Raw genomic sequence first — 12444 nt, 5'->3', positions numbered from 1 at the left:
GGATTGACGGCACCGCTGACGTAGGCGCCCCCGTCCACCTGCCGGAGGGCCGTCCCCGGTGCCGCCGTACAGTGGCATGGGCGCGAATGACGCATGGTGCCGAGCCGGCCCGGGATGATCCCCGGTCCCCGGCTTCCGGTACCCAGGAGGAGGCATGGCCGTGAGTGAGCTGCGATTCGTCCGCCTTGGGTTCGGCGAGGAGTCCGTCGACTACCAGGTGGCCTGGGACAGGCAGCGCGAAGTGCACGCCGCGCGGTTCGCCGACGAGATCGACGACACCTGCCTGCTGCTGGAGCACCCGCCGGTCTACACGGCCGGCCGGCGCACGCAGGAGAGCGAGCGGCCGCTGGACGGGACGCCGGTGGTGGACGTGGACCGGGGCGGCAAGATCACCTGGCACGGCCCGGGCCAGCTGGTCGGCTACCCGATCATGAAGCTGCCCCGCCCGGTGGACGTCGTCGCGCACGTGCGCCGCCTGGAGGAGGCCCTGATCCGTACGGCCGCCGAGTTCGGCGTGGAGACGACGCGGATCGAGGGACGCAGCGGGGTCTGGGTGCTCGGCGACCCGGTCGAGCAGCGGCCGTCGATCGGCGGCCTCTCCCTCGACTTCGACCCCCGACTGAACGACGAGGAGTTCGACCCGCGCCTCAACGGTCCCGAGTACGCCCCGTCCAACGCCGGCCAGCGGCGCGAGGACCGGAAGCTCGCCGCGATCGGCATCCGGGTCGCCAAGGGCGTCACCATGCACGGCTTCGCCCTCAACGTGAACCCGGACAACGCCTGGTTCGACCGGATCATCCCGTGCGGCATCCGCGACGCGGGCGTGACCTCGCTCGCCAACGAGCTGGGCCGGGACCTGACGATCGAGGAGGTGCTCCCGGTCGCGGAGAAGCACCTGCGGGACGTGCTGGAGAACGCGGAGCTGAAGCCGCGGGAGATCGAGCGGGCCTCGGCCTGAGGAATGCCGAGCTTCGGCCACAGGTTGGCCGGACGTAAGCAAGGCATGGAAGCAACGGGCGTACCCTGGTGTACGCCGAAGAATCGAAGCTACAGGAGCCGATGTGTCCGCAGTCGCCCCCGACGGACGCAAGATGCTGCGCCTGGAGGTCCGGAACGCCCAGACCCCCATCGAGCGCAAGCCCGAGTGGATCAAGACCCGCGCGAAGATGGGTCCCGAGTACACGAAGATGCAGGGCCTCGTGAAGAGCGAGGGCCTGCACACGGTCTGCCAGGAGGCGGGCTGTCCCAACATCTTCGAGTGCTGGGAGGACCGCGAGGCGACCTTCCTCATCGGCGGTGACCAGTGCACCCGGCGCTGCGACTTCTGCCAGATCGACACGGGCAAGCCCGAGGCGCTGGACCGTGACGAGCCCCGCCGCGTGGGCGAGTCGGTCGTCACGATGGACCTGAACTACGCCACCATCACGGGCGTCGCGCGCGACGACCTGGAGGACGGCGGCGCCTGGCTGTACGCGGAGACCGTGCGCCAGATCCACCAGCAGACGGCGGACCGCACCGAGGGCCGCACCAAGGTCGAGCTGCTCGCCCCCGACTTCAACGCGGTGCCGGAGCTCCTCAAGGAGGTCTTCGACTCGCGCCCCGAGGTCTTCGCGCACAACGTCGAGACCGTCCCGCGGATCTTCAAGCGGATCCGCCCGGGCTTCCGTTACGAGCGCTCCCTGGACGTCATCACCCAGGCCCGCGACTACGGTCTGGTCACGAAGTCGAACCTGATCCTCGGCATGGGCGAGACCCGCGAGGAGATCAGCGAGGCACTCCGGCAGCTGCACGACGCGGGCTGCGAGCTCATCACGATCACGCAGTACCTGCGCCCCTCGGTCCGGCACCACCCCGTGGAGCGCTGGGTCAAGCCGCAGGAGTTCGTGGAGCTGAAGGAGGAGGCCGACGAGATCGGCTTCTCCGGCGTGATGTCGGGCCCGCTGGTCCGCTCCTCGTACCGCGCGGGCCGGCTGTACCAGCAGGCGATGGAGCAGCGCAGCCGAGCCGGAGCGTAGGTGCGGGTCCGCCCGAGGAACGAGGGCGGGCCCGCGGCCGGAGCGGTGGCGAGGCGGAGCGCGACCGGAAGACCGGCGGAGCGCGGCGCGGTCGACAACGCCACCCAGGCCGCCCGAGCCCGCCCCGAGCCTGTGTGAATCGCCGCACAAGTAGTTACCTGCCAGTACTGGCCGGATCGGACGCGGCCCGTACGCCCCCGCAGCTCAGGGGGCCGTACGGGCCGCGTCGGCGTCCGTCCGGTCCTCCACATGGCCGCATCCACGCTTCACCAGTGTTTGACCACCGGGTCACGCCCTGGTAACACCGATCTGTGAGCCTGGTTTCACTCACCGCCACCACCCGCTCACACCCCCACCTCGTCTCACCCGCAATCGAGGGAGGACCCCGACATGCCGGCCGCATCGACGCACGTCCGCGTCACCGCGATCCCGTCCGTCACCGACGCCCTGAAGGCCGTGGAGGCGCTGCTCCTGGGCGCCGGCCAGCGCACCGCGCGGCGGAACGCCTGGAACTCCGTCCTGGAGGACCGGCGCCGCGCCAAGGACCGGGTGGAGGCCCAGCACGTGATGGAGGCCGCGTCGGGACGGGCTTCCCGGGCCACGTAAACTTCTGGACATGGCGAGGAAGGCAAACACGGGCAGCGCTGACGCTGCGAACCCCGGGCGACTGAAGCAGATCGCCCTCACGTACCAGATGACCCGGAAGGCCGACCCTAAGGTCGGCCTGGTCGTCGCGGGCGTGGGCATCGGCGTACTCGGTGTCCTCCTCGCGATCGGCTTCCTCATCGGTCATCCGGTCTACCTGGGCATCCTGGGCTTCGTCCTGGCGCTCCTGGCCGCGGCCGTCGTCTTCGGGCGGCGCGCCGAGCGCGCGGCCTTCGGACAGATGGAGGGCCAGCCGGGCGCGGCGGCGGCGGTGCTGCAGAACGTCGGGCGCGGCTGGACGACGACCCCCGCGGTCGCGATGAACCGCAGCCAGGACGTCGTGCACCGCGCGGTCGGCCGGGCCGGCATCGTGCTGGTGGCCGAGGGCAACCCGAACCGGGTCAAGACCCTGCTCGCGGCCGAGAAGAAGCGGATGAACCGCGTCGTGGTGGACGTGCCGGTGCACGACATCGTCGTCGGCGACGGCGACGGCCAGGTGCCCCTGAAGAAGATCCGTACGACCATGCTCAAGCTGCCTCGCGTGCTCACCGGCCCGCAGGTGACCGCGGCCAACGACCGGCTGCGGGCGATGGGCGACCTGATGAGCAACATGCCGCTGCCGAAGGGTCCGATGCCGAAGGGCATGCGGATGCCGCGCGGCGGAAAGATGCGCTGACACCCGACCTGACGAGAAAGGCCCCGGACCGCGCGGTCCGGGGCCTTTCTCGTGTCTCCGGCCCTCAGCCGCGCACCTGGACGGCGCCGGAGAGGCGGTCGTGGAGGCCGCGGCCGTCACGGTCCCAGATGAGGGCCGGGATCGCGAGGCAGACGAGCAGGGAGCGGATCGCGACCCGGAACAGGCCGAGGCGGCCGCCGTTCACGGAGACGACGCGCAGGCTGAAGAGGCGCTTGCCGGGCGTCGAGCCGACGGTGCCGACCGTCAGGACGCCCAGGACGAACAGGAGGAGCAGGGCCCAGTTGCCCGTCGCCTGGTTGTAGCCGTCGGTGATCAGGCCGTATGCGATCAGCATGCAGAGGGCCCAGTCGACGGCGAGGGCGCCCAGGCGCCGCCCGGGGCGGGCGATCGAGCCGGGACCCTCCTCGGGCAGCCCGAGCTGCTCGCCGCGGTAGCCGAAGTCGACGCCTGCGTCCTCGGCCGCCGCGCGGGGGCCGGAGAGCCAAGATCCGAGTGCTTGCCTGTTGTCCACCCGACCACGGTACTGCGCCCGTTTTTGATCACTTCGGCCCGGGTGGGCGTACGGCGCCGGCGTGGCGGGGCGGCACCCGGCCCGGTTAACTTCGACGAAACAAATGGGTCATGCTTGAGAAATCCCGTCTGCCTATGGTCGGGTCCAGCGTGTGCCACCGCACTGGCCGCACGACCGAGCTGCAACCCCGCCCCTCCCCGGGCCGGGAGTAGGAGGAGTTGGATGTCCCAGAACAACGGGTTCCAGAACGCCGACGAGGTCCAGAAGTTCATCAAGGACAACGACGTCAAGATGGTCGACGTCCGGTTCTGTGACCTTCCTGGCGTGATGCAGCACTTCACGATCCCTGCGACGGCCTTCGACCCGGCGGAGGAGCTCGCCTTCGACGGCTCGTCGATCCGCGGTTTCCAGGCCATCCACGAGTCCGACATGGCGCTCCGCGCCGACCTGTCGACGGCCCGCGTGGACCCCTTCCGCCGTGACAAGACGCTGAACATCAACTTCTTCATCCACGACCCGATCACGGGCGAGCAGTACAGCCGTGACCCGCGGAACATCGCGAAGAAGGCCGAGGCGTACCTCGCCTCCACCGGCATCGCCGACACCGCCTACTTCGGCCCCGAGGCCGAGTTCTACGTCTTCGACTCGGTGCGCTTCGAGACCTCGGCGAACCAGGGCTTCTACCACATCGACTCCGAGGCCGGCGCCTGGAACACCGGTGCGGTGGAGAACAACCGCGGCTACAAGGTCCGCTACAAGGGCGGCTACTTCCCGGCCCCGCCGGTCGACCACTTCGCCGACCTGCGCTCGGAGATCTCCCTGGAGCTGGAGAACGTCGGCCTCCAGGTCGAGCGCCAGCACCACGAGGTCGGCACCGCCGGCCAGGCCGAGATCAACTACAAGTTCAACACGCTGCTCGCCGCGGCCGACGACCTGATGCTCTTCAAGTACATCGTGAAGAACGTCGCCTGGCGCAACGGCAAGACCGCGACCTTCATGCCGAAGCCGATCTTCGGCGACAACGGCTCGGGCATGCACGTCCACCAGTCGCTGTGGGCGAACGGCGACCCGCTGTTCTACGACGAGACGGGCTACGCGGGCCTCTCGGACACCGCCCGCTACTACATCGGCGGCATCCTCAAGCACGCCCCGTCGCTGCTCGCCTTCACCAACCCGACGGTGAACTCGTACCACCGCCTGGTGCCGGGCTTCGAGGCCCCGGTCAACATGGTGTACTCGCAGCGCAACCGCTCCGCCGCCATGCGCATCCCGATCACGGGCTCGAACCCGAAGGCCAAGCGCGTCGAGTTCCGCGCGCCGGACCCGTCCTCGAACCCGTACCTCGCCTTCTCGGCGCTGCTCCTCGCGGGCCTCGACGGCATCAAGAACAAGATCGAGCCGGCGGAGCCGATCGACAAGGACCTCTACGAGCTCGCTCCCGAGGAGCACGCCAACGTCCAGCAGGTCCCGACCAACCTGGAGGCCGTCCTCAACGCCCTCGAGGACGACAACGAGTACCTCCAGGCCGGCGGCGTCTTCACCTCGGACCTGATCGAGACCTGGATCGACTACAAGCGCACCAACGAGATCGCCCCGATCCAGCTGCGCCCGCACCCGCACGAGTTCGAGCTCTACTTCGACCTCTAGGCCGAAGCCGCTGTCCGACGAGGCCCGTCGTCCCCCAGGGGATGGCGGGCCTCGCCGTTTCCGGCCAAGATCCCAACCAAGATCACGGAGATGTGAACAGCTGACGAACTCTCGTATGTACCTACGAGTAGGGGGTTCACTCTCCGCGACTGATCGATAGCGTGTCGTCGTCGCGGCCGCCACACCCGGAGCACTGGGCTCCGCTGGGACTAGCTGGCGCGATGAGGACTGCCTACGTGACTCAGGCGGCTTTCGCCCCTGCAGAGACGCTCCGACTCCAGCCGTACACCGATCACTGCCGCGTCATCGCCGACGAGGGCGCGCACGTGGTCATCGGCGTCTCCCCGGGAAACAGTTATTTCACCGCCCAGCGACTGCGCGAGCTGACGCGCTGGGGCTTGGACCACTTCGATCAGGTCGATCTCGTCTACACCGATCTGCATGTCGCCGACATGTACGAGGCGCTGGGGTACGGGGCCGACGAGGCACGGCGGAAGGCCGTCAAGAACCTGCGGGGGGTGCGGGCGAAAGTCGGGGCGGCCGTGGCCGAGGCCGATCCCACGGGGGTACGGGTACGGGCCCGCGGGATGTCGGAGTTCGGGGACGTCCCGGCCTACCGCGAGCTGCACCGCACGGTGCTCGACGCGGTGGCGGCCGACCCGGTGGTACGGGAGACCTGCGATGCGCTGACCGGCATCTTCCTGGCCGGGAAGCTGGCGCCGGGGCAGGTGACCGACGAGCGGCAGCGGGAGGTGTGCCGGGCGTACATCTGCGCCGAGGTGCCGCTCTTCCTGGACACGCCCGCGATCCTCGGGGTGCCGTCCTCGCTCAACTGCTACCACCAGGCACTGCCCCTGGCCGATCTGCTGTACGGGCGGGGGTCCGGGCTCCGGGCCTCGCGCAACCAGGGCCACGGCATCCTCACACCCATCGGAACCACCGTCGAAGGAGTCGCGCGATGAGCGTCGCCGCCGAGACCCTGCCGGCCTTCCCCTTCGACTGGGACGGGACCCGGCTGCCCGCCGAGATCGACGCGCTGCGTGCCGAGCCGGTCCGGAAGGTCCGCACGATCGCCGGGGCCGAGGCCTGGCTGGTCTCCTCGTACGAGCTGTGCAGACACGTCCTGGAGGACCCCGGGTTCAGCCTGAAGGACACCTCGGCTCCGGGGGCGCCGAGGCAGTACGCGCTGACGATCCCGCCGCACGTGGTGAACAACATGGGCAACATCACCGGGGCCGGACTGCGCAAGGCCGTCATGAAGGCGATCAACCCGAAGGCACCCGGCCTGGAGGAGTGGCTGCGGGCGCGGGCCGGGGCCCTGGTGGACGCGCTGGTCGCCGAGGGGGCGCCCGGAGAGCTGCGGGGCGGCTACGCCGATCCGTACTCGGCGGGGCTGCACTGCCGGATGCTGGGCATCCCGGAGGAGGACGGGCCGCTGCTGCTGCGCAGTCTGGACGTGGCCTTCATGAACGCACCGCGCGAGATCGAGGCGGCCCGGCTCAACTGGGACCGGGACATCGCCTACATGACCGAGCGCCTGGACGATCCGGCGACGGGTGGGCTGATGGCGGAGCTCGCGGCGCTGCGCGAGGATCCCGACTACGCGCATCTGACGGACGAGATGCTGGCGACGGTGGGCGTGACGCTGTTCGGCGCCGGAGTGATCTCCACCGCCGGGTTCCTGACGATGGCGCTGGTGTCGGTGCTGACCCGGCCGGACGTGCGGGAGGCGCTGACCGCCGACGGCACGCGAGGTGTCGCCGGGGCCATGGACGAACTGCTGCGGGTGAACCTGTCGATCGGCGACGGGCTGCCGCGGGTCGCCCTGGAGGACGTGCGCCTCGGCGACGTCGACGTGCGGGCCGGGGAACTCGTCCTGGTGCTCGTGGAGGCCGCGAACCACGACCCGGAGCGCTTCCCAGACCCGCTGGCCTTCCGGCCGGACCGGGAGAACGCCGCCGAGCACCTCTCCTTCGGTGGCGGGCGGCACTACTGCCCGGCGACGGCGCTCGGCAAGCGGCACGCCGAGATCGCCCTGGAGACGCTCCTCGACCGGCTGCCGGGGCTGCGGCTCGCGGTGCCGGTCGAGCAGCTGGTGTGGCGCACCAACTTCATGAAGCGGCTCCCCGAAAGGCTGCCGGTGGCCTGGTAACGGGCGGGATCCGGAGACGGTGCCCCCCGGGTCGGTCCGGGCGGCACCGTCTTCGGTGTCAGCCTCTTCGGTGTCGGTGTCGGTGTCCTCGGTGTCAGCGGCCGTAGCGGATCAGGGTGCGGACCATGCGGCACGTGGTGTCGGAGGGCGGGTGGATGCCGATGTCGGCGGCCGTGGCGCTTATCGCCGCGTTCGTCGCCTTCGACGGGACGTAGACGCCGGCGTCGAGCAGCGCGATCGCGAGGCGCATGGCCTTCAGACGGCGGTTGTGGGACACGTACCACTCGCGGGGGCGACCCGCGGGGAGCGGCTTCTTCTCGAGCGGCTTCCAGGGTTCGATGGACGGCGTCCGGATCACGGCGAGAGCCATGGGCTACCTCCTGGCGAACGGTGGGCGCGGGCCCTCCTCGGGACCCTCACCTTCACCCCCTATTTTAGAGACCCCCACTGACAATCGCTGCTGGCCAAGTGGGGTTTGGGGGGTGTTCCAGGGAGGCGTGGGGGGTACCGTACGGCCCATGGAGATCTGGATCAATCCCGCCTGTTCCAAGTGCCGCAGCGCCCTCACCCTCCTCGACGCGGAAGGCGCCGACTACACCGTGCGCCGCTACCTGGAGGACGTCCCCTCGCCCGAGGAGATCCGGCGCGTGCTCGACCGGCTCGGGCTCGAGCCCTGGGACATCACGCGGACCGGCGAGGACGTCGCCAAGGAGCTCGGCGTGAAGGAGTGGCCCCGGGACGAGGCCGCCCGGGAGCGGTGGATCGAGGCGCTCTCCGCCCACCCCAAGCTGATCCAGCGGCCCATCATCACGGCGGAGGACGGCACGGCCGTCGTCGGCCGCACCGAGGAGGCCGTGCGGAACGCGCTCTCCCGCTGACCGAGAAGCCCGGGGCATCCGGGGCATCCGGGACGTCCGAGAGCGCCCCGCGTCCGGGCCTCGGCGCCGACGGCCGTCCGCCGTCAGCCGCGGGTGGCCCGGTGCTCCGCCTCCGCCAGGATCTTCGTGACGCGCAGGCCGAAGCGGGCGTCGCAGGGGTGGGGCTCGCCGGTGCGGGCCGCGGTGACGAGGGCGTCCACGGCCGCGGCGAAGGCCCCCACCGCGCCGTCCCAGCGGGGCATGTCGGCCCGGCCCCGGCTGCCGTGCAGGGTGAGGGCCGCCCCCGCCGCCTCCGGGGGCGCGCCCAGGGTGAGCGTGGCCGTGCTGCTCGCTCCCGAGCCGTGCCGCAGCACCAGGTGGTGGGTGCCGTCGGGACCCGGGACGGCGGTGATGTCGGTGACGTCGCCGAGGACTGGCAGGTAGACGGAGAGGACGTGCGGGCCGACGTCCCAGAGGCCGCCCTTCTCCCGCCGCCACGGCGAGGCCGCGTACGCGCTGACGGAGCCGGGGCCGTAGAGCGAGCCCAGCCAGTGGGCCTCGCCCAGGAACCAGCCGCCCGCCGCCGCCTGCTCGTCGATCCAGCGGGCCGTCGGCTCCGCGAACCGCAGGGTGCAGAAGACCACCGAGGCGACCCCGGCCGCCTCCACGGCCTCGGTCACCTCGCGGGCGAGCGCCACCGTCGTCGCGACCGGCTTGTCGAGCAGGACGTGGCAGCCGGCCTCCGCCGCCCGCACCGCGAGGGGCGCCTGGACGTCGGGCGGGAGGGCGAGGGCGACGGCGTCGCTCGCGGCGAGGAGGGCGTCCACGTCCTCGTACGCCCGGGTGCCGGACGCGGCGGCGAGCGCGGCGGCCGCCTCGGGGCGTCTGCCCCACACCCCGCTGAACTCGACGCCCGGATGCCCGACGAGCGCGGGCGCGTGCGTGCGCGCGGCCCACGGGCCGGTGCCGAGCAGTCCGATACGGGGCTTCACGCCCGAGTGCTTCGCCATGCCCCCAGTCTGCCGGGCGGCACCGACAGCGGCCCCGGCGGGCGGCCCCACCGCCCGACCGCGGCCCCACCGCCCGACCGCGGGCCCGCCCCCACCGGTAATCCGCTGGCGGACCTCCCCCTGCCCGGTGTTAGCGTTCCCGCGCCGGCCGCGGGACTCCGGTGCGACTTCCGGAACCTGCCTCTGAAGCAACGTCTTCGCTGTTCGTGCCCTCATTCCCCGGCCGGCACCCGTGCGCTGGAAGGAGAGCACCGTGTCCGAGCTCGTCGCCGCCGAGGACGTGCTCCTCTTCGTCAACGCCGCCGTGACCGCCACCGGACAGCGCGAGTTCCGGTCCTCCGCCGCCGAGCAGCGCTTCTCGCTCGCGTTCCTCCACGAGTACGTACGCGTGAACTACCGGCCCGTGTACGCCGCAGCCCTCGCACTCGACATCAACGACCACAACGCCGCGCTCGTCGTCGAGCACCTGCTCCGCACGCCGAAGGAGGCGGAGGAGGGCGAGGGCCGGCTGATCGCCGCGCGGCTCGCGCTGCTGCCGCCGCAGCGGGTCTACCGCCTGTTCGGCGCGCTCCGCGCCGCCGGGGTCAACAACCGCCGCACGCGCGCGATCGTGCGCGCGTGGCTCGCGGCCCGTCCCGATCCGGCGCTGGACGCGGTGAAGTACCGGACCGGTCTGAAGGCCGCCCTCCGGCACGTCCACGGGCGGCCGGCCGACGCCGAGACGGGTGACTTCCTCTTCGCGCCGGGCCGCCGTACCCGGTACGAGAACGCCACGCTCGACGCGCACCGCCGGGCGCACTACGAGCAGAACGCGCTGTACGAGCTGCCGTTCACGGTCGCCGAGGGGTTCGCCGGGAAGCACGGCGTGCCCCGCGCGGTGTTCCTGGAGCGGATCGCGCCCCGGATGACCCGCCTGGAACGGCTGCGCACGGACCGGGCGGCCGATCTGTCGGTCATGCCGCTCACCCGGCTCGCCCTGTACGTCCTCGCCCTGCCGTTCGGCGAGCGGGTGGCGCGCCGGGCCGAGCTGACGGGTGCGCTGCGCGCGGCCGCCCGGCGCGCGGCGGGGCCGTACGCCGGGAGCTGGGGGCGGGTGGCGGCCGTCCTCGACGACAGTTTCTCCTCCTCCGGTTCGGCGGTGAAGCGGCGCCGGCCGCTGGCCGTGGCCCTCGGCTGTCACTTCCTCCTGGAGGCCCTGGCGTCGCCGGGGGCGTACGCCCCGCTGTGGACGTCGGGCCGGGACGATCCCCTGCTCGTGCACCCCTACGGGCCGACCCCGCTCGGTCTGCGGGTCCTGGACGCCCTGGAGACCGGTCACGAGCGTCTGGTGATCGTCTCGGACGGCTGGGACAACGCCCCGCCGGGCCTCGCGGGCGAGGTGCTGCGGGTGTGGCGCACGCGACTGGATCCGGAGCGGCGGACGAGCGTGGTGCACCTCAACCCCGTATACGACGCCGAGGGCTTCGACGTGCGCCGGCTCGCCCCGAGCGTGCCGACGGCCGGGATCCGGGACGCGGAGGATCTGGCGGCCCTGGTGGAGATCGCGCAGTTCGCGGAGGGGCGGACGGGCTTCGCGGAACTGCGGGCCTATCTGGACCGGAGGGTGGAGCTGTTCCTGAAGGGAGCGCAGCGGTGACCCGGATCGATCTGACCGGGCTCGACGTGCGGCCCGCGCAGGTGTGGGGCGGGGTGCGGCTCGTGCCGCTCGTGCGGGACGAGCCGGTGCCGGGGCTGCGGCTGCGCCGGGAGGTGTACGAGGGGTGGGGCGGGGCCTCCGTCGAGCTCGGCGACCGCACCTCGTACACCTCGTACGTCCCGCACGGCTTCGTCGCCGACTGGACGGGGACGGGGACGGAGTCCGCCGTGTACGGGTCGCGGCTCGGCGGCGAGGCGGTGCCGGGGTGCGTGCCCGTGCGGCGGCTCCACCGAATGGCCAAGCGCCGGCGCGGCAAGGACGGGCGCGCCGAGCGGCGGTTGCGGTTCCTGCCGCTGCACCTCGCCCTGGAGGGGTACCTCGCGCTGCACTTCGGGGGGCCGTCCGTGGTCTGGGACGACTGGTCCCGGGAGGCACTGCGGCGCGGTCTCTCGCCGCGCGCGGAGGCGGCGTACGCGGGGTGGGCGGTGCCGGGGCTCGCGGAGGCGCTGCGGATCTTCGAGCTGCACCCGGGCCAGTGCGGGCTGCTCCTGTACGTGGCGGACGCGCTGGCCGCGGCGTTCGTGGTGCCGCACCCGGACGACTACCGGCTGCTGCACCCGACGCTGGTCGAGGACCTGTACGGGGAGCTGGTCCACCAGTACGCGCACTACGGCGCCCCGGTGCCCGAGTTCACGGCGCGGATCCGGGACGGCGCCGGCGGCATCCGCGGCCTCGCCGACCTGCGGGCGGCGGCGCGGGAGCAGGAGCGGTCCTGGGCGGCGGCGCACGACGGGCTGATGGCGCGCGACCTGCTGGAGACCTCGTACTCCTTCGAGCGGGTCCACCGGATGGACCGGTTCGGCCTGTACCGGTTCCTTCCGCCGTTCGAGCGGGGCGGGCGGGAGCAGCACATCGGCGAGGTGATCACCGACCGGAAGGGGCGGGCGGCCTATCTGAAGACCTTCCGGCTCTCCGAGAACCAGATCCGGAAGGGATACCTCCTGAACCGGCTCGCGGACTGCGACTGGCACCTCGGCCGGACCGCGGAGGCGCTCGGGACCTCGTACGCCGAGCTGGTCCGGCGGGTGCGGGGGGCGGGCCTCGGCGGGCTCCTAGACGCCCACGTGGTCGCACGGCGACTGCGCGAAGATCAGGAAAGCTGAGTAACACGGGGTTCACATTCGGGCAACCGACGGGAAATCCCGTGTTGCGAAGCTGCGGTCGAACACACACCGCGCAGTCAGCGCGGCGACCGCAGCTTCTCGCAGTGCCGC

Annotated in this window: 13 protein-coding genes; 10 read left to right on the top strand and 3 right to left on the bottom strand. The window is 71.8% G+C overall.

From position 1 onward, the window contains the following. The first annotated feature begins 160 nt into the window (after positions 1-160). The 4 genes from lipB to BLW86_RS27075 all read left to right on the top strand — a co-directional run bounded on the left by lipB (position 161) and on the right by BLW86_RS27075 (position 3336). Entirely contained in the window at positions 161-958 is a 798-nt protein-coding gene (gene lipB / locus BLW86_RS27090) for a lipoyl(octanoyl) transferase LipB (RefSeq protein ID WP_093878895.1), read from the top strand. A gap of 103 nt (positions 959-1061) precedes the next feature. Next, a complete protein-coding gene (lipA, locus tag BLW86_RS27085) occupies positions 1062-2015 on the top strand; it encodes a lipoyl synthase (RefSeq protein ID WP_093876457.1) in 954 nt (317 codons plus the stop codon). 390 nt (positions 2016-2405) lie between these two features. Then, complete coding sequence (locus tag BLW86_RS27080) at positions 2406-2621, top strand: SCO2195 family GlnR-regulated protein (RefSeq protein ID WP_030691846.1); 216 nt, start codon at positions 2406-2408, stop codon at positions 2619-2621. Positions 2622-2631: 10 nt separating this feature from the next. Then, a complete protein-coding gene (locus tag BLW86_RS27075) occupies positions 2632-3336 on the top strand; it encodes a DUF4191 domain-containing protein (protein WP_093876456.1) in 705 nt (234 codons plus the stop codon). A 64-nt stretch (positions 3337-3400) separates the two neighbouring features. Here the strand turns inward: BLW86_RS27075 and BLW86_RS27070 are convergent, their stop codons facing one another. Then, the gene (locus BLW86_RS27070) at positions 3401-3868 is read right to left on the bottom strand and encodes an RDD family protein (RefSeq protein ID WP_093876455.1); all 468 of its coding nucleotides are present in this window, start codon (positions 3866-3868) and stop codon (positions 3401-3403) included. Between the two features lie 222 nt (positions 3869-4090). Here BLW86_RS27070 and glnA point away from each other — a divergent pair, with 222 nt between their 5' ends. The 3 genes from glnA (at position 4091) to BLW86_RS27055 (ending at position 7667) form a co-directional block, all read left to right on the top strand. After that, a complete protein-coding gene (gene glnA, locus BLW86_RS27065) occupies positions 4091-5515 on the top strand; it encodes a type I glutamate--ammonia ligase (RefSeq protein WP_093876454.1) in 1425 nt (474 codons plus the stop codon). Positions 5516-5751: 236 nt separating this feature from the next. Then, entirely contained in the window at positions 5752-6477 is a 726-nt protein-coding gene (locus BLW86_RS27060) for a cyclodityrosine synthase (protein WP_093876453.1), read from the top strand. After that, on the top strand, positions 6474-7667 hold the full coding sequence (locus BLW86_RS27055) for a cytochrome P450 (protein ID WP_093876452.1): 1194 nt from the start codon (positions 6474-6476) through the stop codon (positions 7665-7667). Before BLW86_RS27060 ends, BLW86_RS27055 begins: the two co-directional genes overlap by 4 nt. A 94-nt stretch (positions 7668-7761) precedes the next feature. Here BLW86_RS27055 and BLW86_RS27050 read toward each other — a convergent pair whose 3' ends face one another. Further along, entirely contained in the window at positions 7762-8037 is a 276-nt protein-coding gene (locus tag BLW86_RS27050) for a hypothetical protein (RefSeq protein WP_093876451.1), read from the bottom strand. Between the two features lie 148 nt (positions 8038-8185). Between BLW86_RS27050 and BLW86_RS27045 the strand changes: the two genes are divergently transcribed. Next, a complete protein-coding gene (locus BLW86_RS27045; RefSeq protein WP_093876450.1) occupies positions 8186-8545 on the top strand; it encodes an arsenate reductase family protein in 360 nt (119 codons plus the stop codon). Between the two features lie 83 nt (positions 8546-8628). Here BLW86_RS27045 and BLW86_RS27040 read toward each other — a convergent pair whose 3' ends face one another. Continuing rightward, the gene (locus BLW86_RS27040; protein ID WP_093876449.1) at positions 8629-9534 is read right to left on the bottom strand and encodes a Gfo/Idh/MocA family protein; all 906 of its coding nucleotides are present in this window, start codon (positions 9532-9534) and stop codon (positions 8629-8631) included. A 253-nt stretch (positions 9535-9787) separates the two neighbouring features. Here BLW86_RS27040 and BLW86_RS27035 point away from each other — a divergent pair, with 253 nt between their 5' ends. Together BLW86_RS27035 and BLW86_RS27030 are read left to right on the top strand one after the other, a co-directional pair. Further along, positions 9788-11170: a hypothetical protein gene (locus BLW86_RS27035; protein WP_371129603.1), complete on the top strand. Its 1383-nt coding sequence runs from the start codon at positions 9788-9790 to the stop codon at positions 11168-11170. Beyond that, a complete protein-coding gene (locus tag BLW86_RS27030) occupies positions 11167-12333 on the top strand; it encodes an ARPP-2 domain-containing protein (protein ID WP_093876447.1) in 1167 nt (388 codons plus the stop codon). The genes BLW86_RS27035 and BLW86_RS27030 overlap by 4 nt, the downstream gene beginning before the upstream one ends. The last annotated feature ends 111 nt before the right edge of the window (positions 12334-12444 follow it).

This window comes from Streptomyces sp. TLI_105 (genome assembly GCF_900105415.1).
Lineage (GTDB): Bacteria > Actinomycetota > Actinomycetes > Streptomycetales > Streptomycetaceae > Streptomyces.
This window is presented reverse-complemented; position numbering and strand designations above follow the sequence as displayed.

What these genes read in the sequence shown, in the direction of transcription:
- BLW86_RS27055 (WP_093876452.1), top strand. Translation starts at nt 6,474, where the DNA reads ATGAGCGTCGCCGCCGAGACCCTGCCGGCCTTCCCCTTCGACTGGGAC.
- glnA (WP_093876454.1), top strand. Translation starts at nt 4,091, where the DNA reads ATGTCCCAGAACAACGGGTTCCAGAACGCCGACGAGGTCCAGAAGTTC.
- BLW86_RS27080 (WP_030691846.1), top strand. Translation starts at nt 2,406, where the DNA reads ATGCCGGCCGCATCGACGCACGTCCGCGTCACCGCGATCCCGTCCGTC.
- BLW86_RS27050 (WP_093876451.1), bottom strand. Translation starts at nt 8,037, where the DNA reads ATGGCTCTCGCCGTGATCCGGACGCCGTCCATCGAACCCTGGAAGCCG.
- BLW86_RS27045 (WP_093876450.1), top strand. Translation starts at nt 8,186, where the DNA reads ATGGAGATCTGGATCAATCCCGCCTGTTCCAAGTGCCGCAGCGCCCTC.
- BLW86_RS27075 (WP_093876456.1), top strand. Translation starts at nt 2,632, where the DNA reads ATGGCGAGGAAGGCAAACACGGGCAGCGCTGACGCTGCGAACCCCGGG.
- BLW86_RS27040 (WP_093876449.1), bottom strand. Translation starts at nt 9,534, where the DNA reads ATGGCGAAGCACTCGGGCGTGAAGCCCCGTATCGGACTGCTCGGCACC.